Source organism: Microlunatus spumicola (assembly GCF_039536445.1).
In the GTDB taxonomy this organism is placed as follows: Bacteria; Actinomycetota; Actinomycetes; order Propionibacteriales; family Propionibacteriaceae; genus Microlunatus; species Microlunatus spumicola.
Window position 1 is genome coordinate 208,586 of record NZ_BAAAYR010000002.1, and the last position, 20,100, is coordinate 228,685.

General features: G+C 73.2%; 20 protein-coding genes. 8 read left to right on the forward strand and 12 right to left on the reverse strand.

Features of this window, described 5'->3' with window-relative positions:
• Positions 1–6 precede the first annotated feature (6 nt).
• Positions 7–834: a polyphosphate--glucose phosphotransferase gene (gene ppgK, locus ABD665_RS09965; RefSeq protein WP_204910796.1), complete on the forward strand. Its 828-nt coding sequence runs from the start codon at positions 7–9 to the stop codon at positions 832–834.
• Between the two features lie 105 nt (positions 835–939).
• Here the strand turns inward: ppgK and ABD665_RS09970 are convergent, their stop codons facing one another.
• Genes ABD665_RS09970 through argS form a run of 3 tightly spaced genes read right to left on the reverse strand, consistent with a single transcriptional unit; the run spans position 940 to position 3,885 of the window.
• On the reverse strand, positions 940–1,446 hold the full coding sequence (locus tag ABD665_RS09970; protein ID WP_204910795.1) for a mycothiol transferase: 507 nt from the start codon (positions 1,444–1,446) through the stop codon (positions 940–942).
• Between the two features lie 10 nt (positions 1,447–1,456).
• Complete coding sequence (locus ABD665_RS09975) at positions 1,457–2,242, reverse strand: peroxide stress protein YaaA (RefSeq protein ID WP_204910794.1); 786 nt, start codon at positions 2,240–2,242, stop codon at positions 1,457–1,459.
• 2 nt (positions 2,243–2,244) lie between these two features.
• Positions 2,245–3,885, reverse strand: a complete 1,641-nt coding sequence (gene argS, locus ABD665_RS09980; protein WP_344742144.1) for an arginine--tRNA ligase — start codon at positions 3,883–3,885, stop codon at positions 2,245–2,247.
• A 135-nt stretch (positions 3,886–4,020) separates the two neighbouring features.
• On the opposite strand from argS, the gene ABD665_RS09985 reads away from it, so the two are divergent.
• Entirely contained in the window at positions 4,021–5,949 is a 1,929-nt protein-coding gene (locus tag ABD665_RS09985; protein WP_204910793.1) for a glycogen debranching N-terminal domain-containing protein, read from the forward strand.
• Positions 5,950–6,099: 150 nt separating this feature from the next.
• On the opposite strand, the gene ABD665_RS09990 is transcribed toward ABD665_RS09985, so the two are convergent.
• Positions 6,100–7,317: an FAD-dependent monooxygenase gene (locus ABD665_RS09990; protein ID WP_204910792.1), complete on the reverse strand. Its 1,218-nt coding sequence runs from the start codon at positions 7,315–7,317 to the stop codon at positions 6,100–6,102.
• A 62-nt stretch (positions 7,318–7,379) separates the two neighbouring features.
• On the opposite strand from ABD665_RS09990, the gene ABD665_RS09995 reads away from it, so the two are divergent.
• Positions 7,380–7,910, forward strand: coding sequence for a MarR family transcriptional regulator (locus tag ABD665_RS09995; protein WP_204910791.1), 531 nt, complete (start codon positions 7,380–7,382; stop codon positions 7,908–7,910).
• Between the two features lie 180 nt (positions 7,911–8,090).
• Here ABD665_RS09995 and ABD665_RS10000 read toward each other — a convergent pair whose 3' ends face one another.
• Both ABD665_RS10000 and ABD665_RS10005 read right to left on the reverse strand, forming a co-directional pair.
• Positions 8,091–8,891 (reverse strand): Fpg/Nei family DNA glycosylase, encoded by an 801-nt coding sequence (locus ABD665_RS10000; protein ID WP_204910790.1) that lies wholly within the window; start codon positions 8,889–8,891, stop codon positions 8,091–8,093.
• A gap of 27 nt (positions 8,892–8,918) precedes the next feature.
• On the reverse strand, positions 8,919–9,842 hold the full coding sequence (locus ABD665_RS10005; protein WP_204910789.1) for a DNA glycosylase family protein: 924 nt from the start codon (positions 9,840–9,842) through the stop codon (positions 8,919–8,921).
• 52 nt (positions 9,843–9,894) lie between these two features.
• Here ABD665_RS10005 and ABD665_RS10010 point away from each other — a divergent pair, with 52 nt between their 5' ends.
• The 3 genes from ABD665_RS10010 to ABD665_RS10020 all read left to right on the forward strand — a co-directional run bounded on the left by ABD665_RS10010 (position 9,895) and on the right by ABD665_RS10020 (position 12,184).
• Positions 9,895–10,560 carry a SanA/YdcF family protein gene (locus tag ABD665_RS10010; RefSeq protein WP_344742149.1) on the forward strand — a complete coding sequence of 222 codons (666 nt, stop codon included), beginning with the start codon at positions 9,895–9,897 and terminating at the stop codon, positions 10,558–10,560.
• An 85-nt stretch (positions 10,561–10,645) separates the two neighbouring features.
• Positions 10,646–11,212, forward strand: a complete 567-nt coding sequence (locus ABD665_RS10015) for a hypothetical protein (protein ID WP_344742151.1) — start codon at positions 10,646–10,648, stop codon at positions 11,210–11,212.
• A 117-nt stretch (positions 11,213–11,329) separates the two neighbouring features.
• Positions 11,330–12,184, forward strand: a complete 855-nt coding sequence (locus tag ABD665_RS10020) for a PhzF family phenazine biosynthesis protein (protein ID WP_344742153.1) — start codon at positions 11,330–11,332, stop codon at positions 12,182–12,184.
• Positions 12,185–12,381: 197 nt separating this feature from the next.
• Here the strand turns inward: ABD665_RS10020 and ABD665_RS10025 are convergent, their stop codons facing one another.
• A complete protein-coding gene (locus tag ABD665_RS10025; protein ID WP_204910788.1) occupies positions 12,382–12,855 on the reverse strand; it encodes a deaminase in 474 nt (157 codons plus the stop codon).
• A 91-nt stretch (positions 12,856–12,946) separates the two neighbouring features.
• A complete protein-coding gene (gene pgi, locus ABD665_RS10030) occupies positions 12,947–14,620 on the reverse strand; it encodes a glucose-6-phosphate isomerase (protein ID WP_204910787.1) in 1,674 nt (557 codons plus the stop codon).
• Between the two features lie 180 nt (positions 14,621–14,800).
• On the opposite strand from pgi, the gene ABD665_RS10035 reads away from it, so the two are divergent.
• The gene (locus ABD665_RS10035) at positions 14,801–15,787 is read left to right on the forward strand and encodes a VldE C-terminal domain-containing protein (RefSeq protein WP_204910786.1); all 987 of its coding nucleotides are present in this window, start codon (positions 14,801–14,803) and stop codon (positions 15,785–15,787) included.
• A 12-nt stretch (positions 15,788–15,799) separates the two neighbouring features.
• Here ABD665_RS10035 and ABD665_RS10040 read toward each other — a convergent pair whose 3' ends face one another.
• Positions 15,800–16,309 carry a GyrI-like domain-containing protein gene (locus tag ABD665_RS10040; protein WP_204910785.1) on the reverse strand — a complete coding sequence of 170 codons (510 nt, stop codon included), beginning with the start codon at positions 16,307–16,309 and terminating at the stop codon, positions 15,800–15,802.
• A gap of 68 nt (positions 16,310–16,377) precedes the next feature.
• Here ABD665_RS10040 and ABD665_RS10045 point away from each other — a divergent pair, with 68 nt between their 5' ends.
• The gene (locus ABD665_RS10045; RefSeq protein WP_204910784.1) at positions 16,378–17,898 is read left to right on the forward strand and encodes a dGTP triphosphohydrolase; all 1,521 of its coding nucleotides are present in this window, start codon (positions 16,378–16,380) and stop codon (positions 17,896–17,898) included.
• 398 nt (positions 17,899–18,296) lie between these two features.
• On the opposite strand, the gene ABD665_RS10050 is transcribed toward ABD665_RS10045, so the two are convergent.
• The 3 genes from ABD665_RS10050 to ABD665_RS10060 all read right to left on the reverse strand — a co-directional run bounded on the left by ABD665_RS10050 (position 18,297) and on the right by ABD665_RS10060 (position 20,069).
• Positions 18,297–18,440: a hypothetical protein gene (locus ABD665_RS10050; RefSeq protein WP_204910783.1), complete on the reverse strand. Its 144-nt coding sequence runs from the start codon at positions 18,438–18,440 to the stop codon at positions 18,297–18,299.
• A gap of 692 nt (positions 18,441–19,132) precedes the next feature.
• The gene (locus tag ABD665_RS10055) at positions 19,133–19,342 is read right to left on the reverse strand and encodes a hypothetical protein (protein WP_204910782.1); all 210 of its coding nucleotides are present in this window, start codon (positions 19,340–19,342) and stop codon (positions 19,133–19,135) included.
• 268 nt (positions 19,343–19,610) lie between these two features.
• The gene (locus ABD665_RS10060; RefSeq protein WP_204910781.1) at positions 19,611–20,069 is read right to left on the reverse strand and encodes a hypothetical protein; all 459 of its coding nucleotides are present in this window, start codon (positions 20,067–20,069) and stop codon (positions 19,611–19,613) included.
• Positions 20,070–20,100: the final 31 nt, after the last annotated feature.

The following is a 20,100-nucleotide window of genomic DNA, read 5'->3' on the forward strand; positions in this document are numbered from 1 at the left end:
CGGGTCATGAGCGAGGCAACGGCGGCCAGCACCCCTCCGGTCCTGGGGATCGACATCGGCGGCAGCGGGATCAAGGGGGCGCCGGTCGACCTGACCACGGGCGAGTTCGCGGCGGAGCGGCTGCGCATCGACACCCCGGAGAAGTCGACGCCGGAGAACGTGGCGGCCGTCGTGGCCCAGATCGTCGACCACTTCAGCGGCCAGATCGCCTCCGACAGCCCGATCGGCATCACGATCCCCGCGGTCGTCACGCACGGCATCACCCGGTCGGCCGCGAACATCGACAAGTCCTGGATCAACTGCGACGCGGAGAAGATCTTCGAGGACAAGCTCGGTCGCGACATCCTCCTGGTCAACGACGCCGACGCCGCGGGGGTGGCGGAGGTGAAGTACGGCGCCGCCGCCGGGCACCCGGGCCTGGTCGTCCTCACGACGCTGGGCACCGGCATCGGCACGGCGATCCTCTACCGCGGCGTGCTCGTGCCGAACTCCGAGCTCGGGCACCTCGAGATCGACGGCTACGACGCCGAGAAGCGCGCGGCCTCGAGCATCAAGGACAAGGAGGGCCTCTCGTACGCCAAGTGGGCCAAGCGCCTGCAGCGCTACTACGAGACGCTCGAGGCGCTGCTCTGGCCCGACCTGATCGTGGTCGGCGGCGGCGTGAGCAAGGACTCCGACAAGTTCCTGCCGCTGATCGACATCAACGCCGAGATGGTCCCGGCCAAGCTCCGCAACACCGCCGGCATCGTCGGCGCCGCCTGGCTCGCCGCCAACCGCCAGCAGCAGCCGGCGCTGATCCGCGAGGGCACGTCGGAGTCCGCGCTCGTCGAGTGACTCCGCTCAATCCGTAGCCCTCGATCGCCCTCAGGGCGTCCTACGGGGTCGTTCTCGTCATCGAGGGCTACGAAATGAGCAGGTTCAGCCGGCGTCGAGACGTGCTCACGCCTCGCCGGTGACCCCGCCGCCGAGCTCGGCCACGACGTCGAGGTGGCCGAGGTGGCGCGCGTGCTCCTGGAGCACATGCAGGAGCACCCGCTCGAGCGTCGCTGGCGGCTCCCCGTCCCACCGCTCGCTGGGCCGACCGACCTCGTCGAGGTCGTGCCGGCGCACGACGGCGTCGGTGGCCGCGGCCTGGCGACGGAAGTCCGCGAGCACGTCGGCGACGCCCAAGCCCTCGGGCACCGCCCAGCGACCGTCGACCGCGTCGCCGAACGGCTCGTCGACCGCCCGGCCCTCGAAGCCCCACACGAACCAGCGCCGCTCCATGAACGTCAGGTGGCGGACCAGCTCCAGCGGGCTCCAGCCCGACGGGACCCGGGACCGGCGCGCCTCCTCCTCGCTCATCGCCCCGACCCGCCGGATCACGCCGTCGCGGAAGTAGGCGAGGTAGCGGAGATAGACCTCGGTCCGGCTGTCCGCCGCCTGGGTCGGCGCGGGGAATCGCACGCTCACAAGCTCACCCGACGGATGCGGCAGCGGGGGCGTCGACGTCGAGGAACCAGCCGCCGCGCGGGTCGGGCACGAGCTCGCAGGGGCGGTGCTCGGCGACGAGGGCGGCGAGGGCCTTCGGCGTACGCGGGGTGCGGTCGGCCTCGCAGATCCAGCGGGCGACGAGGCCGCGGGTGTGCTTCGCCGCGTGGGAGACGACCGTGCGGCGGCCGGCGACCTCGCTGAACACCCGCACCCCCAGGTACGCCTTCGCCGCGTCGCCCGTCGGGCGCCAGACGGAGGCGTACGACGACGAGCGTCCGTCGACCACGACGCCGTCGCCGGCCAGCTCCGTCATCACCGGTGCGAGGACCGCGCGCCAGCGGGCCGCCACCGTCCCGACGCCCGGGAGCGACGCGGTCATCGGCAGGCGGTAGGGCGCGATCGCGTCGGTCGGGGCCACCGGGCCCCACAGCGCGCTCTGCACGCGGACCCAGCGGTTGGCCCGTCGGCGCCCGGCCGGGGTGAGCGTCGCGTGGTCCAGCGCGGCGTAGAGCACGCCGGTGTAGACGTCGATCGCGCGCCGGGCCGGGGTGGTGCGGAGGCTGACGTTCCGGGCGACCTCGTCCGCCAACCCGGGGCTGAGGCCGAGTGCCTCGGCGGCGCCCGGCCGACCACTGACGTCGGCGAGCGCGTCGAGCAGCTCCTCGCGCACCGGGGCGAGCACCGGGTGCGGCAGCGCGGCCGGGTCGACGGGACGGCCGCGGCGCGCCGGGGCCGCCTTGCCCTCCGAGGGGGGCAGCAGGATGAGCACCCCTACATCCGGTCGAGGGCCTCGATGCCGAGCAGATCGAGCCCGGCGGCGAGGACGCGCTTGGCGGCGCAGCAGAGCGCGAGGCGCGAGTCGCGCACCTCCCCCTCCGAACGCAGCACGGGGCACCGCTCGTAGAAGACGGACAGCGTCCCGGCCAGGTCGTAGAGGTAGGTGCAGAGCTTGTGCGGCTGCAGCGTCGCGGCCACCTCGGCGACCACCTCGCCGTACCCGGACAGCGCCAGCGCGAGCGCCTGCTCCTGCGGTTCCGTCAGCACGGTGACGGACTCGTGCGCGGGCAGCACGCCCTCGGCCTGCGCCCGGGCCAGCACCTGCGTCATGCGGGCGTGGGCGTACTGCAGGTAGGGGCCGGTGTTGCCCGTCGTCTGCACCATGCGCTCGACGTCGAAGACGTAGTCCTTGTTGAGCCCGTTCGACAGGTCGGCGTACTTGATCGCCGCGAGGGCCACCGGCGGTGCGGCGATCTCCTCGGCCATGTCGAGCAGCGTGGACAGGTGCATGGCCTTGCCGTCGCGGGTCTTGTACGGCTTGCCGTCGCTGCCGAGCACCATGCCGTAGCCGACGTGCTGCGCGGAGACGCTGTCGGGCAGCCAGCCGGCCATCCGGCTGACCGCGAACACCTGCGCGAAGTGGTCGCCCTGGCGCACGTCGACGACGTAGACCAGCCGGTCGGCGTGCAGGTCGCGGACGCGGTGCCGCAGCGCGGCGAGGTCGGTGACGTCGTAGCCGTAGCCGCCGTCGCGCTTGCGCAGGATCAGGGGCGCGTTGAAACCGGGCACGAAGACGCAGAGCGCGCCGTCGTCGACGACCGCCACGCCCTTGGCCTTGAGCTCGTCGGCCACGGACCCGAGGACCGCGTTGTAGATCGACTCGCCGGCCAGGTGCTCGTCGGTGAGGAGGAGGTGCAGCCGGGCGTACATGACGTTGTGGCTCGCGAGCGACACGTCGACCAGCTCGCGCCAGATGCGCAGCGTCTCCTCGTCCCCGGACTGCAGCTTGACGACCCGCAGACGAGCCAGGTCGGCGAAGTCGTGGTCGGTCTTGAAGTGGGCGGCGGCCCGCTTGTAGAGGTCCTCGACCTCGTCCAGGTTCAGCGTGGAGGCGTCGACGCGCTCGACCAGGATCTGCTCCACGAGCTGACCGAACTGCGTGCCCCAGTCGCCGAGGTGGTTCTGCGGCAGCACCTCGTGGCCGACGGCGGTCAGGACGCGGTTGAAGCAGTCGCCGATGATCGAGGTCCGCAGGTGGCCGACGTGCATCTGCTTGGCCACGTTGGGCGACGGGTAGTCGATGACGACGCGCTGCGGGTGCTCGGCCCGCTCGACGCCGAGCGTCGGGTCGGCCAGCTGGCCGGTGACGAAGTCGGCGAGCACGGACGAGCGCAGGCGGAAGTTCAGGAAGCCGGGACCGGCGATCTCGACCGGCTCGCACAGGTCGTCGACGTCGAGGCGCGCGACGATGTCGGCCGCGACCTCGCGCGGAGACCGCTTCTCCGCCTTCGCGAGGCGGAGCGCGACGTTCGACTGGAAGTGGCCGAACTCGGGCCGTGTCGCCGCACGCAGCTCCGGCTCGATCCCGGCGACGGCCTGCACGCGGGTGCTCAGCTGGGAGGGAAGAGAAGCCACGGTCACAGATTCTCCCACTCCGGTCGCGCGCGCCCGACCACGATTCCGGCCCGCGTCCGTCAGCCGCGCCCTCCGTGGGCGGCACGGCGGCGGGTCCGGCCGGTGCGTCGGAGGCCTGGCGGGCAGCATGGTCGGGTGCCGCAGCCGCTCCAGCCCTTCCTGCACGACCTCGTCAGCCAGGTCGCCGCGCCCACCCAGGTCTGGTCGACCCCGGACGGCCAGGTGGTGCCGCGGACGGACGGCGCGGCCGGCGTCCTCGGCCTCCTGCACGGCGACGTCCGGCTGCTGAGCGGCATCGAGGTCAGCGTCGACGGCGATCCGGGCGTGCCGGTCGCGCACCGGCGGCGGGCCGACGGCGCCGTGATCTTCACCTCGCTGCTGCGCCGGCTCGACGCGGCGCACGCCCGTACGGGTGACCCGCACGTCCGCCTCGACCGCGTCCGGGTCGTCGCTCCGGGACGGGTCGACGAGGAGCTCGTCGTCGGTTCCACGCTCGACGTCGACGTCGAGGTGCGCGTCGAGGTCCGGCTCACCCCCGACGCCAGCCCGATGGAGACGGTCCGCGTGGGCGGGCCGCTGGTCGCGGTGGACCTCCCGCCGGAGGGCGACGGGTGGAGCTCGGACGGCATCGTCGTCACCGTCCGGGCGCCGCGGTCGACCGTCGGCGTCGAGGACGGGCGCCTCGCGCTGCGCTGGACCGTCACCGTCCCGGCGCACGGTTCCGTGACCGTGGCCTGGTCCGCGGAGGCCGTCGACCCCGCGCCGGTCGTCGTGGCCGCGCCGCCGGACCTCGTCGCCGCCGACGTCCTGCTCGAGCCCGACATCGACCAGCGGCTGGCCGCCTGGCTCGAACGTTCCGTGGCCGACCTGGCCGGCCTCACCATGGCGCTGCCCGACAGCCCCGGTGACGTCTTCTACGCCGCGGGTGCCCCCTGGTACTTCACGCTCTTCGGCCGCGACAGCCTCTGGGCGGCCCGGCTCGCCCTGCCGCTCGGGCTCGACGTCGCGCGCGGCACGCTCCGGGCGCTCGCTCGCCTGCAGGGACGTTCCGAGGACCCGCGCACGGGCGAGCAGCCGGGCAAGATCCCGCACGAGCTGCGGCGGAACGCGTACGAGCTGAACGGCATGTCCCTGCCCCCGCTCTACTACGGCACGGTCGACGCCACCCCGCTGTGGGTCTGCCTGCTGCACGACGCGTGGCGGGCCGGGCTCGACGACGACGTGGTCCGCGCGCTGCTCCCGAACCTCGAGGCCGCCCTCGGCTGGCTCACCGCCCAGGCGGGACCGACGGAGGAGGTCGGTGACGTCGCGGGGTTCGTGCGCTACGTCAGCGCGGGCAGCTCCGGCCTGGCCAACCAGGGCTGGAAGGACAGCGACGACGCGGTGCGGTTCGCGGACGGGACGTACGCCGCGGGCGCGATCGCGCTGTGCGAGGTCCAGGGCTACGCGTACGAGGCCGCGGTGTCCGGCGCGGCGCTGCTCGACGGGTTCGACCGGCCGGGGGGCGACGACCTGCGGGCCTGGGCGCAGGGCCTGGCCGAACGGTTCCGCGCGGCCTTCTGGTGCGGCACGGACACCGACGAGCCCTACCCGGCGCTGGCGGTCGACGGCTCGGGTCGGCGCGTCGACGCGCTGAGCAGCAACATCGGGCACCTGCCCGGCACCGGCCTGCTGAACCTGGAGGAGGAGTGGCGCGTCGCCCAGCGCGTCACGTCGCCGGCGCTCGACTCGGGCTACGGGCTGCGCACGATGTCGACCCGCGACGCCGCGTACGCGCCCCTGAGCTACCACTGCGGCTCGGTCTGGCCCCACGACACCGCGATCGTCGTCGACGGCCTCACCCGCGCGGGGCTCGGCGACGCCGCCGCCGGCCTGGTCGAAGGCCTGCTCGCCGCCTCGGTCGCCTTCGACCAGCGCCTCCCCGAGCTGTGGAGCGGCGAGGGCGCCCCGGTCCCCTACCCCGCCGCCTGCCGCCCCCAGGCCTGGAGCGCCGCCGCGGCCGTCGTCGTGGCCCGCCGGGCGGGGGTGTTCGGCGGCGCAGCCGACGCCGTCGACGCCGGCTGAGGGCTCGCGGGGCGCCGTACCTCTGGCCCCAGGACTTTCACGTTTACGTGAAACTCCCGTACTCACCACGGCAGATCTGCCGTGCTCAGTACCGGTCTTTCACGTTTACGTGAAAGACCTGAGGTCCGGGCCGAGGGCGGGCCCGGGGGTTCAGAAGGCGTACGGGGGCAGCTCGAAGGTGTCGACCGAGGGGGCGAAGACCTTCTCGCCGACCCAGAACGGCAGGGCCGCGGCGACGCGGAGACCCGTTTGGAAGGCGGCGATGCCGACGCGGGAGCGGGGGTTCGCGAGGCGGGGGGTGCCGGGCGGCAGCTTCTGGGCCTGGGCGACGTACGGCCGCAGCACCCGCTCGTACGCCGCGAACGCCTCGCGGTGGTCGTCGTGCGTCGTCAGCTCGCCGGCCAGGATGTACGCGCCGACGAGCGACAGGCTCGTGCCCATGCCGCTGACGGGGGCCGCGCACCAGGCCGCGTCGCCGAGCAGGCCGACCCGGCCGCGGGACCAGGCCGGGGCGAACACCTGGCCGATCGACTCCGAGTAGAGGTCGTCCGCAGCGGCGAAGCCGGTCAGGACCCGTTCGGCCTGCCAGCCCGCGTCGCCGAAGTCGGCGCGCAGCCGCGCGACCAGGTCCGCCGACGAACGGTCCTGCACGCCGGCCCGGTCGCGACCGTCGGTCAGGCGGGTCAGCGTCGCCCGGGTCGTCCCGTGCCGGTCCGGCCTCAGCGTGACGCTGCGGCCGCCGGGCGCGTTGTACCACCGCCACCAGGGCTTGTCCGTGGTCGTGCGGGGGATGGTCCCGTAGGTGATCTGCAGGTTCAGCGAGCGGATCTCGACCTCGTCGCCGAAGACGAGGTCGCGGGTGGACGAGCCGATCCCGTCGGCGGCGACGACCAGGTCGAACGCCTCGTCCGGCCCGTGCTCGAAGGACACCAGGACTTGACCCGCCCCGCCGTCGCGCCCCTCCTGCTCGGCGAGCCCGGTGATCCGGTCGCCGAAGCGGTACTCGGCCGGCCGCTCGCCGGCGAGCGTCTGCCCGACGAGGATCTCGGACAGGTCGCCGCGAAGGATCTCGCGCTCCCCCGTCGCGCCGCCGGACTCGGTCGTGCCGGCCGGGAAGGCGGCGATCACCTGGCCCGCGCGCCCGATGAACTCGGTGCCCTCCTCGCCGGTCGTCGCCGCGACGACGGCCTCGTCGAGGCCCATCCGCCGCACCACCTCGCGGGCGGCGCCGCGGATGTCGATGTTCTGCCCGCCCCGGCGCAGCTCGGGCGCCCGCTCCACCAGCACGACGTCCCAGCCCGCTCGCCGCAGCCAGAAGGCCAGGGCCGGCCCCGCGATGCTCGCCCCGCTGATCAACACTCTGCTCATGCCGGTCACCCTACGTGCAGATCACCAACGTCGTTAGCAATATCCTTGGTAACCTCGGGGACGTGGACGACACCCCACCTCCCGACGCCATTCCTTCCCCGACGGACCGCGCCCGCGAACGGCTCGACGGGACGCCGCTTCGTGACCACGACCTGCGGTCCCGGCTCCAGCAGCTCGGCGTACGCCACCGGCACCTCGAGAAGCGGCTGGCCGGCGCGCTCCGCACCGACGTGAGTGGGCTCGAGGTCATGGACCACCTGATCGCCCTCGGCCCCACGACCCCGTCGACCCTCGCCGCGCGCCTGGGCACCTCCACGGCCGCCATGTCGCTCGTGCTGAACCGCCTCGAGGACGCCGGGCACATCACCCGCGAACGCCACCCCGCCGACGGCCGCAAGCTCGTCGTCACGGCAGCCGCCGCGAGCACCGACCGGGCCTGGGCCCTGATCTCCCCCCAGACCGACGCGATCGACCGCCTGATCGCGGCCTACACGCCCGAGCAGCAGGACCTCGTCGAGGGGTTCCTCGACGCCGTCCTCGCGCTGTACGACGACGCGGAGCGGCGGCTGAGCGCGGAGCGCAACGCCCCCTGAGCCTGTTGGAGGAGCCAACCCGTTCCGGGCCCTTCGACAAGCTCAGGGGGCGTTGGTGCCAGAACGCCCCCTGAGCCTGTCGAAGGGCCTCGAAGAGGTTGGTTTCTGCTCGCTCTGAGGACGAGAGCCAACCCGTTCCGGGCCCTTCGACAAGCTCAGGGGGCGTGGCCGCGCACGGGGTCAGGAGGCGGCGGGGCTGCGCAGGGGCTGGCAGTGGGGGCACCAGTAGCTGCGGCGCTCGACGCCGGCCGGGCCGAACTCCTCCGTCAGGATGCGGGTCCCGCAGCGGCGGCAGTCCTGGCCGGGGCGTTCGAAGACCCAGTGCGACCCGAGGCGGCGGTTGCCGGTGGTGGTCTGCTCGTGGTGGTTCTTGTTGGCCTCGAGCAGCTGCTTGGCCCGGCCGACGACCCGCGCCAGGTCCGGCACGTCGCCGACCGGCGTCCGGGGGTGCACGCCCTGCAGGAACAGCGTCTCGGCGCGGTAGAGGGTGCCGATGCCGGCGAGGTTCCGCTGGTCGAGCAGCGCCTCGCCGACGGTCCGCGCCGGGTCGGCCCGCAGCCGTCGCAGCGCCTCGGCCGCGTCCCAGTCTGCGCCGAGCAGGTCGGGCCCGATGTGTCCGACGACGGTGTCCTCGGCGTCGGTGCGCACCATCTCGGTGACCGGCAGCCGGTAGCCGATCGCGGCCGCCTCCGCGTTCGCCATGAGGACGCGGATCTGCCAGGCCGGCCCGCCGGTCCACTTCTTCCCGGTCGGGTAGACCCGCCAGCCGCCGTCCATCCGCAGGTGCGTGTGCAGGGTCCACCCGTTCGCGAACCGGGTCAGCTGGTGCTTGCCGCGCGAGGCGACCTCGCGCACCTCGACCCCGGTGAAGTCGGTCGTCGCCAGCTGCGGCACCCGCAGCTCGCAGCGCGTCAGCACGCGACCGGCCAGCGCCTTGTTCAGCTGCTGGCACGCCAGCCAGACCGTGTCTCCCTCGGGCATCGGTCCAGTCTGCCGTCCCGCTCCACGTCACCCGGGGGGACGCAGCCCCGCCCGACCCGACAGCGCCCGCAGCATCACCAGCACCCACGTCCGGTACGGCCGCCACGTCTCGCCGACCGCGGCCAGCTCCGCCGGGGTCGGCGGGTGGTCGAGGCCGTACGCCTCCTGCACGACGCCGCGGACAGGCAGCTCCCCGACCACCATCGCGTCGGTGTGGCCGCAGGCCCGGACGACGATCAGCGAGCTGTAGAAGGGCCCGATGCCGGGCAGCCGCTGCAGCCGCTCCTCGGCCTCGGCCTGCGGCAGAGCCCGCAGCTCGCCCACGTCCAGCTCGCCCCGCTGCGCCGCCTCGGCCACGGCGTGGAGCCGGGGAACGCGGTCGGCGGGCAGACCCGGTAGCGATTCGAGGCGGAGCAACGCGCTCGGCGTCGGCACGGCCTCCGTGGCCAGGCCCGCCAGCTGCACCGTCGCCCCGAGCTCCTGGGCGAGCCGACGCCGGACGCCGATGCCCTGGGCGCGGGCCCGGCGGGCGCTCACGATCGACCAGACGGCGGCCTCGTACGGGGAGTAGAAGAGCGCGGGACGGAAGCCGGGCGCGACCGCGTGCACCGGGGCCAGGACGGAGTCGGCCACGCAGAGGGCGTGGAAGGCCGCGCCGTCGTGGTCGACGGACACGACCCGCGCGACCTGGGCCGCGGCGGCGGCGACCTCGGCGTCGGTGAGGGGCTCGTCGCCGTCGACCGACCGGACCGTCAGGTCGAGCCGGTCGCCCTCCTGCCGCGCCTCCACCCCGACCTGGCGCTCGAGGTCGCCGTCCAGGCAGAACGCCATCCGCATCACGCCGTCGAAGGACGCCTCGTCACGGTGACCGAACCCCATCTGCGCGACCTCGCCCAGGTCGTACGGTCCGCTGACCGGCAACGACGTGGTCCGGCCCGTACCTGCGCTCATGACCCGATCCTGCCGCGACCCACTGACAGAAGCGCCTGTCAGGCTGGACCGCATGACGGGGTGGTGGCGGCGGGGTGCGTGGGTGCTGGTCGGCCTGGGGCTCGCCGCCGGTGCGGCCGTGCTCGGCTCGGCCGGCTGGGTCCGCGCCACCGCGGCCGGGCACACGTACGCCGGCGACGACCTCGAGGGCGTGCCCCCGACCCCCGTGGCCCTCGTGCTCGGCGCGCAGGTCTACCCCAGCGGCAGGCCGTCGGCCTTCCTGGCCGGGCGGCTCGACCTGGCGAAGCGCCTCTACGACGCCAGCCTGGTCCGGGTGATCCTGGTGTCGGGCGACAACATGGCGCGCGAGTACAACGAGCCCGACGCCATGCGCCGCTACCTCGTCGACGCCGGCGTGCCGGCGGACAAGGTCGTGGCGGACTACGCCGGCTTCGACACCTACGACTCCTGCTCCCGCGCGCAGCGCATCTTCGGGGTGGAGCGCCTCACCGTCGTGACGCAGGGCTACCACCTGCCCCGGGCGGTGGCGACCTGCCGGGCTCTCGGCCTGGACGCCGTCGGCGTCGGGGACGAGACCGTCCGGGGCGGCGAGGCCTGGCGCCGCGGGGCGCTGCGCGACCAGGTCGCCTGCGTCAAGACGGTCTTCGACGTCGTCACCCGCCGCAACCCGGTGCTCGGCGCACGCGAGACCTCGGTCGACCGCGCCCTCCGGGACTGACCCGACCGCCTGATCGCTGCGAGCGAAAGGGCTTTCGCACGTCTTCTTACCGGTGTAATCATGTAAGCAAAGCAAAGGAGCAAGCATGAACTGGACATCAGGGCACGAGGACGAGGGCCGCCGTCGGGGACGCGGTGCGCGTCCGGGCGGCTGGCAGAACGTCGACCTGCCGCCGGCGGACGACGCGCGGTCGTGGTTCGAGGGCCGGCTGCCGGACGGCTGGTTCAGCGCGGTCGAGGTGACCGTCGACCGCGAGGAGATCACGGTCGTCGGCACGCTGGCCGACGAGACCGCCGACGAGGCGGCCACGCAGGGGCGGATCAGCCGCTTCCGCGAGGAGACGCGGGACGCGCGCATGACCATCGCCGACGAGGCGCAGGCCCGCTACGGGCGCAAGGTCTCGTGGGGCGTGCGGCTCGGCGGCACCGCGGCGCTGTTCACGAACGTGTCGGTGCCGGTGATGACGCGGCTGCGTCAGCCGGAGCGCCGGGTGCTCGACACGCTCGTCGACGCGGGCGTCGCGCGGTCGCGCTCCGAGGCGCTGTCGTGGGCCGTCAAGCTGGTCGGCGAGCACACCGAGAGCTGGCTCTCGGGCCTGCGCACCGCGATGGAAGAGGTCGACAAGCTGCGGTCGCAGGGCCCCGAGCTCTAGCCGCGACCCGGGCGGTGCCGGGACCCCGGCACCCCCGGCCCGCGACGTCTGCTCGATATTGGTGAGCCTGCGCGCGTCCGTACGCGCGCAGGCTTCCCGAGATCGAGCAGACGGCAGGTGGCGAGGCAGATGACCAAGGAGCGCCGGTTCACGCAGGTCGACGTGTTCGCGTCGGAGCTCGGCTACGGCAACCCGGTCGCCGTGGTCCACGACGCGGACGGCCTCGACGATGCGGAGCTGCAGCGGTTCGCGGCGTGGACGAACCTGTCGGAGACGACGTTCCTCCTCCCGCCGACCGCACCGGGCGCCGACTACCGCCTGCGGATCTTCACGCCCAGCCGCGAGCTGCCGTTCGCGGGGCACCCCACGCTGGGCTCCGCCCGGGCGTGGCTCGAGGCGGGCGGGCGGCCCGCCGACCCGGACGTCGTCGTCCAGGAGTGCGGCGCGGGCCTCGTGCGCGTCCGCCGCGACGGCGAGCGCCTCGCCTTCGCCGCCCCGCCGCTGCTGCGCGGCGGACCCGTCGACATGCTCGACGTGGCCGAGATCGCCGAGGCCCTCTGCATCGACCCGATCGAGATCGTCGACGCCCAGTGGGGCGACAACGGCCCCGGCTGGGTCATGGTACTGCTGCCGACCGCCGAGGCCGTGCTCGCGCTGCAGCCGGACGTCCGGCGGATGTCCACCTTCACCGACATCGGGGTGGCGGGGCCGCACCCGGACGGGAGCGAGACCGCGTACGAGGTCCGCGCCTTCTGCGCGCCCGGACCGACCGAGGACCCGGTCACCGGCAGCCTGAACGCCGCCCTCGGCGAGTGGCTGACGCGGACTGGGCGCGCGCCGGACCGCTACGTCGCCGCCCAGGGCACGGCCCTCGGACGCCGGGGCCGCGCGCACGTCCAGCGCGTCGGCGACGACGTCTGGGTCGGTGGGAGCACCGTCGTCGGCATCACCGGCACGGTCGCCCTGGGCTAAGAGGCGCTGGCAGATCGATGCGGATCCGACCGCGACTGCCCGGTCAGATCCACCTCGCTGTCGGGGTTCAGCGCTCGCGGAACCGTGTCTGTGTGGGGGACGACCCCCACGCCCCCGCGGCGGTTCACCTCGCTAGCGCTCGCGGAAGCCTGTCTGTGTGGGGGACGACCCCCACGCCCCCACGGCGGTTCCCCTCGCTAGCGCTCGCGGAACCGGCGGTGCAGCTCGCGGACGCGGGCGGCCAGCTCCTCGTCGGGACCCTCGACCGGGATCCCGGGCGCGACGGTGGTGATCGGCAGGGCCGCCACCGGGGACGGCGGGCCGCCGAGCTCCGCGACCCAGCGCGCCGTCTGGGCGGACGAGGAGGCGTAGACGATCCGGCCGAGGCCCACCCAGGCGTGGGCGGCGGAGCACATCGGGCAGTGCTCGCCGGAGGTGTAGACCGTCGCACCCGTCCGGGCGTCCGGGTCGAGGTGGTCGCCCGCCCACTGCGCGAGCGTCAGCTCCGGGTGGATCGTCGCGTTGCGGTGCACGGCCTCGTTCACCGCCGTCCGGAGCACGGTGCCGGCGGCGTCGACGAGGACGGAACCGAAGGGTTCGTCCCCCGCCTCGAGCGCGGCCTCGGCCAGGTCGACCGCGTGCGTCAGGTGGCGCCGGTCCTGCTCGTCCACGGTGTGCTCCTCGGTGAGCGTCGTCGGGGCAGAAGAACGGGGAAGTCCTGACCGCGCAGTCGCGGTCAGAACTTCCCCGTACGTCCTCGGATCAGGCCCGGTGCTCGCGGTAGTAGCGGATCAGGGCCTGGGTCGAGCCGTCCTGCTTCGCCAGGGCCGCCTCGTCGCCGCCGACGGCCGGCGTGACCTGCTGCGCCAGCTGCTTGCCGAGCTCGACGCCCCACTGGTCGAAGCTGTCGATGCCCCAGACGACTCCCTGGGTGAAGGTGATGTGCTCGTAGAGCGCGATCAGCTGCCCGACCACCGACGGCGTCAGGGACGGCGCCATGATCGAGCTCGTCGGCCGGTTGCCGCTGAACACGCGCGCCGGCACGATCTCCTCCGCCGTCCCCTCGGCACGCACCTCGTCCGCGGTCTTGCCGAACGCCAGCGCGGCGGTCTGCGCGAAGAAGTTCGCGAGGTAGAGCTCCTGGACGTCGGTCTCGCCGTCCTTGAGCGGGTGCGCCGGCGTGGCCACGGTGATGAAGTCGGCCGGGATCACCCGGGTGCCCTGGTGGATCAACTGGTAGAACGCGTGCTGGCCGTTCGTGCCGGGCTCGCCCCAGAACACCTCGCCGGTGTCGGTCGTGACCGGGCTGCCGTCCCAGCGGACGCTCTTGCCGTTCGACTCCATCGTCAGCTGCTGCAGGTAGGCCGCGAAGCGGTGCAGGTACTGCGCGTACGGCAGCACCACGTGGCTCTGGGAGTCGAAGAACCCGTCGTACCAGACGTTCAGGAGACCCATCAGCATCGGGACGTTCTGGGCGGCGGGGGTGTCGCGGAAGTGCACGTCGACGGCGTGGAACCCGGCCAGGAAGTCGGCGAAGTTCTCCCGGCCGATCGCCACGCACACGCTGGTGCCGATGGCGGAGTCGACGGAGTAGCGACCGCCGACCCAGTCCCAGAAGCCGAACGCGTTCTCGGGGTCGATCCCGAACGCGGCGACCTTGTCCAGCGCGGTCGACACGGCGACGAAGTGCTTGGAGACGGCGTCGCGGGCCGCGTCGTCCCCCTCGCCGACGGAGCCCGAGGCGCGCAGGCCGTCGAGCAGCCAGGAGCGCGCCAGCCGCGCGTTGGTCAGGGTCTCCAGCGTGGTGAAGGTCTTGCTCGCGACGATGAACAGCGTCGTCTCGGGGTCGAGGTCGGCCGTGTTCTCGTACACGTCGGTGGGGTCGATGTTGGAGACGAAGCGGCAGGTCAGGCCCGCCTGCACGTACGGCTTGAGGGCCTCGTAGACCATGACCGGCCCGAGGTCGGAACCGCCGATGCCGATGTTGACGACGGTCTCGATGCGCTTGCCCGTGACGCCGACCCACTCGCCGCTGCGGACCTTGTCCGAGAAGGCGTAGACCCGGTCGAGGACCTCGTGGACGTCGGCCACGACGTCCCTGCCGTCGACCTCGAGGTGCTCGTCGCGCGGCATCCGCAGGGCGACGTGCAGCACCGAGCGACCCTCGGTGACGTTGATCTTCTCCCCCGCGAACATCGCGTCGCGCCGCTGCGGCACCCCGGTCTGCTCGGCGAGGTCGACCAGGGCGGCGAGGATCTCGTCGTCGACGAGGTTCTTCGACAGGTCGACGTAGAGGTCGGCCACGGTCCGCGCGAAGCGCGTCGCACGCTCGGGGTCGGCGGCGAACGCGCCGCGCAGGTCGGGCTCGTAGGAGGCCTTCAGCTCCGTCAGCCGGGCCCAGGCGGGGGTGGTGGTGGCATCGACCGGATCGCTCATGAGCGGCAGCCTAGTGAAACGGGCCGGCCGGGCTCGGCGGGGTGCGGGGCGCGGAACGACAGCGGGGCTGCATCGAAGGGCAGCGGCGAAGGGGCAGCGGCGTGCGGCTGGCCCGCCTACGCTTCTCCGACCGGGGAACCACCTGGTCGCCCGCGCGACCTCGACCGAGGAGCCGACACCGTGGTCGCGACCGCCCGCACCTCCCGTCCCGCACGAGCCGCCCTGGGCGCCGTCCTGCTCGTCCTCGCGCTCGCCCTGGTGCTGCCCGCCTGCACCCGGTCCGACACCGCCTCGGCCACGCCGCGGCCACCGGGTGCGGCGCAGGTGCCCGGAGGGATCGAGGACCTCGCCGCGTACGTCCCCGCGAACTCCTGCACGCCGACCACGCGGCCCGGGACCGACCGGCTCGGCAAGCTGCTCGTCGCGACCTACCCGGGCACCTCGTTCGGCGGCGCCCGCTCCTGCCCGGCGTCGCCGAACAGCGAGCACCACGACGGGCGGGCCGTCGACTGGATGAACAGCGTGCGCAAGGCCAAGGAGAAGAAGCAGGCCCAGGCCGTCATCGACTGGCTCTTCGCCGCCGACGAGCAGGGCCGCCCGTACGCCAACGCCCGCCGGCTCGGCGTCATGTACGTGATCTGGGACAACCGGATCTGGGGCGCCTACCGGACCGGCGACGGGTGGCGCGAGTACAACGGCTGCGAGGCGAAGAAGAAGCAGGCGAAGTCGCTCGACGCGGCCTGCCACCGCAACCACATGCACCTGTCGCTGTCGTGGGCGGGCGCCATGGGCCGCACCTCCTACTGGACCGGCGCCGTCGCCCCCACCGACTACGGGCGCTGCCGGCCGGCGGACATGAGCTGGGCGTACGGCTACAGCGAGCCCAACCCGGTGCCGTGCCCCCGGGTCGGCAAGGTGACCGCCCCGAAGGGCGCGTCCAAGACGCTGAAGACGATCGTCACCTACTCGGGCCGGTCGATGAAGCTCGGCAGCCGGTTCGGCGGGGTGAAGGCCGTGCAGAAGGCGATCGGGGCCAAGCAGACCGGCACCTACTCCGCCGCCACGGTCAAGAAGATGAAGGCCTGGCAGCGCGACCACGACCTCGAGGCGACCGGCAGGCTGAGCTACGCCACGTGGCGCGCCCTGCAGCAGGAGCTCGCCCCGTAGCGCCGGCGGGCGTCAGCCATCGGCCAACCTGAACTCCAGGCGCGTCACCCAGCGCGCGGGGTCCGGCTCCTCGACCGGGTTGGTCTCGTACCACTCGAGCCGGCTGGTCCACACGTCCCCGGCGTCGGACGGGTGCGCGTCGAAGCGGAGCCCCTCGGCGGCCGCGTGGTCGAGCAGGTCGCCGGTCACCGCCTCGAGCTCGTCGTACGGACCGACGTGGACGGTCGTCAGGTAGTCGCCCGCCGGCAGCACGTCCGGCTCGACGTGCCCGTCGCCCGGCACCGGGACCGCGACCGGGACCCCCGCCTGGACGACCATGTCGGCAGCCATGTCGATGACGAGGTAGCGCAGGAAGGCGGGGCCGGACGGCGCCTGGCCCCGCGCGGCCAGCCAGTCGACCAGCGGCGGGATCTCGTCCACGACCTCGTTCATCGTCGTCATCGTGACCGTCCGGGTGACGGTCACGGCGTGCTGGGCCGCCCGGTGCCGGACCTCGTAGGTCGGCGTGCTCGTGTCGCTCATGCACGGTGGACCGCCGGTGCGGCCCGGGCTCATCGGGGCGCCCGGCCCGCGACATCTACGGTGAACCCATGGACCCGCGACTGGCGCGTGCACGTCCGGAGTCGGAGCGCCCGTACGCGCCGGGCGAGTCGGAGTTCCGCACGGACCTGGAACGGATCCGCTTCGCGCAGTCCTTCTCGCGCCTGGCCGAGGTCACCCAGGTGGTCAGCGCCGGGGCGACGAACGGCGTGGTCCACAACCGCCTGACCCACACCATCAAGGTCACGGCCGTCGCCCGGGCGATCGCGGTGCGGCTGCTGCGCAGCGAGGACCGCGAGCTGCTGCGGGAGCTCGGCGGGCTCGACCACGTCGTCGTCCAGGCGGCGGCGAACGCGCACGACCTCGGCCACCCGCCCTTCGGGCACCTCGGCGAACGCGCGCTCGACCGCCTCGCCCGCGAGCGGTTCGGGCTGGCCGACGGCTTCGAGGGCAACGCCCAGACGTTCCGGATCCTGACCGAGCTCGAGGTGCACGGACCGGGCGACGAGGGCCTGAACCTCACCGCCGCCGTCCGGGCGGCCGTCCTCAAGTACCCCTGGGCGCGGAACCACTGGCCCGAGCCGCACCCGACCGGCTGGCCCGTCCCGCCCCGCGGCGCCGGCCACGGCCGCAGCGGGACCGGCGCGGCGAAGTTCTCCACCTACCTGATCGACCTGCCGGAGATGCGGGACGCGCTGGCCGCCTTCCCGCACCTGCCGCCGGGGCGTCAGACGCTCGAGTGCTCGGTGATGGACCTGGCCGACGACATCGCCTACTCCCTGCACGACGTGGAGGACTTCCACCGGTCCGGGGTGCTGCAGTTCTCGCCGGTGTCGAGCGAGTTCCGCTCGTGGGAGTCCGAGCTGGACACGTTCACGGCGCTGGACGAGCCGCGCCTCACGCAGATGGGCCGGACCCCGGGCGCCGGCCTCGAACGCCTGCGCCGCCGGCTGCGGAGCCGGGACGCCTGGACCTTCGACGAGGCGACCTTCGCCGCCGCGGTCGCCTCGGTCGGCGACGAGTTCGTCGACGGGGTGCTCGCCGTCCCGTACGACGGGTCGATGGTCAGCGACCGCGCCATCTCCGGCTTCACGTCCCGCTGGATCGACCACCTCGTCACGTCCGTGAGCCCGGACCCCGACCCGCCCGTGCGCTCCGGCTACGTGCGGATGACCACGCGGGCCTGGCACGAGGTCCAGGTGCTGAAGTTCGTGAACTCCTACTTCATCCTCGACCGGCCCGACCTCGCGATGCTGCAGCGCGGGCAGGAACGCACGATCGAGCAGCTGGTCACCGGGTTCGACGAGTGGCTCTCGGACCCGACCGACGCCTCCCGCGCGCCGAGGCGGCTCGTCGACCTGGTGAACGCGGCCGCGTACGGCTACGAGCGGCTCGTCCGCGACCACCCCGACCAGCTCGACGACCGCACCACCGACGCCGACCTCGCCCGGATGGCCCGCGGCCGCGGCATCGCCGACTTCGTCAGCGGCCTCACCGACGCCCAGGCCGTCGCCTTCGCCGCCCGCCTCGCCGGCGGTAGCGGGCTCCTCTGGACGACCGGCGCGCTGTAGCCCACGCCACCGCCGCTCGCGGTACCCGGCGCTCGCCCCTCGCGCCTCAGGACTTTCACGTTTACGTGAAACCCCGGTACTGACCACGGCAGATCTGCCGTGCAGAGCAGCAAACTTCCGTGGTCAGTGGGGGCGGCGGAAGGACTCGCGGCCCGTGGTGGCTGCGCGTCCCCTTGCGCCTCAGGACTTTCACGTTTACGTGAAAGTCCGGTACTGACCACAGCAGATCTGCCGTGCAGAGCAGCAGACTTCCGTGGTCAGTGCGCTCGCGGCAGGACCGGCCTGTACGACCCGCCGCAACTCGGAGCCGGCGCCGCACCACCCAAGAGGACGACGAAGGGCTCCCCTCCGAAGAGGGAAGCCCTGGTCGTCATCGAGCCGTCACCGGCCCGGGCGCGTCAGCGCAGGTCGGAGTAGTTGGCGAGGTGCTCCAGCTCGGTCCGCATGTCGGAGCCCGACGCCGAACGGAACGCACGAGCGAGCTCGCGCTCCCGACGGGTGGTCTCACGGTGGCGACGGATGGCCTGGCCGAGGCTAGTCATGGTCTTGCTTCCTTCCGGATGAAACTTTGATGTGGTCGTCTTGGGCTCGAAAGCCTTCGATATCGAACTGTACCAGATCAACGCTCCTGGGGAGGCTTTATTCCGAGGACCCCACGACCTCCCCGACGGGGGGCGTCCGGGCGCACGACGCAGCACCGCCACGACCTGTGAGGGTCGTGGCGGTGCTGGTTCATGTGGTGCCGCCCCGGCGGCACTGCGCTCCGAGAGGGAGCGGGCGCCCCCCGACAGGGCGCGCTCGTCGGGGCGGTCTCATCCTGCCCGACGCAACGCCTCAAGAGGGGGATTTCCCCCGAACTTTCCAGCATGGCTTCAGATGTAGCCCCCGAAGGAGCCCGGACGACGAACGAGGGCCCGCCCCGGCTGCTGCCCCCAGCGCCGGTGCGGGCCCTCGTCACCGCGGTCGACCCCCGACGACCTGCGGTTCCCCGTGCGGTGGCCCGGACCAGCCGGCCACCTCTTGACGAGCGTCCCCTCCGCCCCTCAAGCTTCCTGCTCCGACGGACGTCCCCACGTCCGTCGTCCCCCTTGCACGGCTCCCGGTCCCCCCTCCGGTCACCTGCCGGACGTCCCCACGTCCGGCGTCGAGCCCCGGTGAGGCCGGCCACACTCCCCCGACGGGTGTACGGCCGACGCTCCCGGGCGTCTGGGTCCTGCGTGGTGGTGCGGTGCGCTCAGCTGGAGCGGGAAGGCCCGGAGCGGTGCCGGAGGCCGTGGAGCGGGACCACCGAACCCTGCGTGGGCAGGGCGGTCGGAGCGGGGCACGAGCCGGCGGAGGGCTGGTCGGAGATGCGCACGGTGCCGAGCGCGCGGACCAGCGAGGCGACGGACGGGACCCTGCGCGGACGGCGGGTGGTCCGCAGCGTCGAGGCGAAGACGATCATCGGGGGCTCCTGACGAGTGGTCGAGGTCGTACGAGCCAGCCCCCGCCTGCTCCCCGGCCCCTCTGGGCTGGTGAGATGAACTCTGCCCAGGCCACCTCGGCGATCGCTCAGGGCCGGCGCCCCGGTTCGCTCAGGAGCAACGAAAGATTGAACCCTGAAGTATTGCCGCCTCAAGAACGGCTCAGGACCCGCTGAACGCCGCACGAGAGGCGGCTGTCACACCCTCAGGCAGGGCGGGGCGGGTGGGAACGGGTGGTGCGGCAGGAGGTCAGGCGGCCTGACCGAAGTCACGGTCGGTGACCGTGACGCCGGCCCGCTCGAGCTCGGCCTCGACGCGGAGGCGCTCGATGTCGCGCTCCATGCCGGTCGTCTCGTCGCGGAGCTCGTGCTCGATCTCGAGCATGGAGCAGGCCTGCATGAGGACCTGGTCGTACGCCAGACGGTTGCCGAGCTGCTGCGCCGCGGAACGGTGCGCGTCGGCCCGGATGACCTCGCGCAGGCGGCGGAGGTCGGCGGCGAGCCGCTCGAGGGGGGCACCGTGGATCCGGCGCAGCGCCTTGAGGGTCCGACGGTGCTCGGCGGCGTTGATCTGGCGCTCACGGAAGTGCGTGATGCTCTCGTCCCACCGACCGGCCAGCAGGTCCCACAGCAGGACGCAGCCGATCGGTACGAGGACCATGATGACGACGGCCAGGGCGCCGAGCACCACCTGGTACGTGTCCATCATGGGCAAACCCTAAGTCTGGTGCGGAGCCGCC

Bases quoted from the DNA above. Each gene is read 5' to 3' on its own strand.
- ppgK (WP_204910796.1), top strand. From the start codon at position 7: ATGAGCGAGGCAACGGCGGCCAGCACCCCTCCGGTCCTGGGGATCGAC.
- ABD665_RS09990 (WP_204910792.1), bottom strand. From the start codon at position 7,317: ATGAGCAGAGTGTTGATCAGCGGGGCGAGCATCGCGGGGCCGGCCCTG.
- ABD665_RS10000 (WP_204910790.1), bottom strand. From the start codon at position 8,891: ATGCCCGAGGGAGACACGGTCTGGCTGGCGTGCCAGCAGCTGAACAAG.
- ABD665_RS10005 (WP_204910789.1), bottom strand. From the start codon at position 9,842: ATGAGCGCAGGTACGGGCCGGACCACGTCGTTGCCGGTCAGCGGACCG.
- ABD665_RS10010 (WP_344742149.1), top strand. From the start codon at position 9,895: ATGACGGGGTGGTGGCGGCGGGGTGCGTGGGTGCTGGTCGGCCTGGGG.
- ABD665_RS10015 (WP_344742151.1), top strand. From the start codon at position 10,646: ATGAACTGGACATCAGGGCACGAGGACGAGGGCCGCCGTCGGGGACGC.
- pgi (WP_204910787.1), bottom strand. From the start codon at position 14,620: ATGAGCGATCCGGTCGATGCCACCACCACCCCCGCCTGGGCCCGGCTG.
- ABD665_RS10040 (WP_204910785.1), bottom strand. From the start codon at position 16,309: ATGAGCGACACGAGCACGCCGACCTACGAGGTCCGGCACCGGGCGGCC.
- ABD665_RS10045 (WP_204910784.1), top strand. From the start codon at position 16,378: ATGGACCCGCGACTGGCGCGTGCACGTCCGGAGTCGGAGCGCCCGTAC.
- ABD665_RS10050 (WP_204910783.1), bottom strand. From the start codon at position 18,440: ATGACTAGCCTCGGCCAGGCCATCCGTCGCCACCGTGAGACCACCCGT.
- ABD665_RS10055 (WP_204910782.1), bottom strand. From the start codon at position 19,342: ATGATCGTCTTCGCCTCGACGCTGCGGACCACCCGCCGTCCGCGCAGG.
- ABD665_RS10060 (WP_204910781.1), bottom strand. From the start codon at position 20,069: ATGATGGACACGTACCAGGTGGTGCTCGGCGCCCTGGCCGTCGTCATC.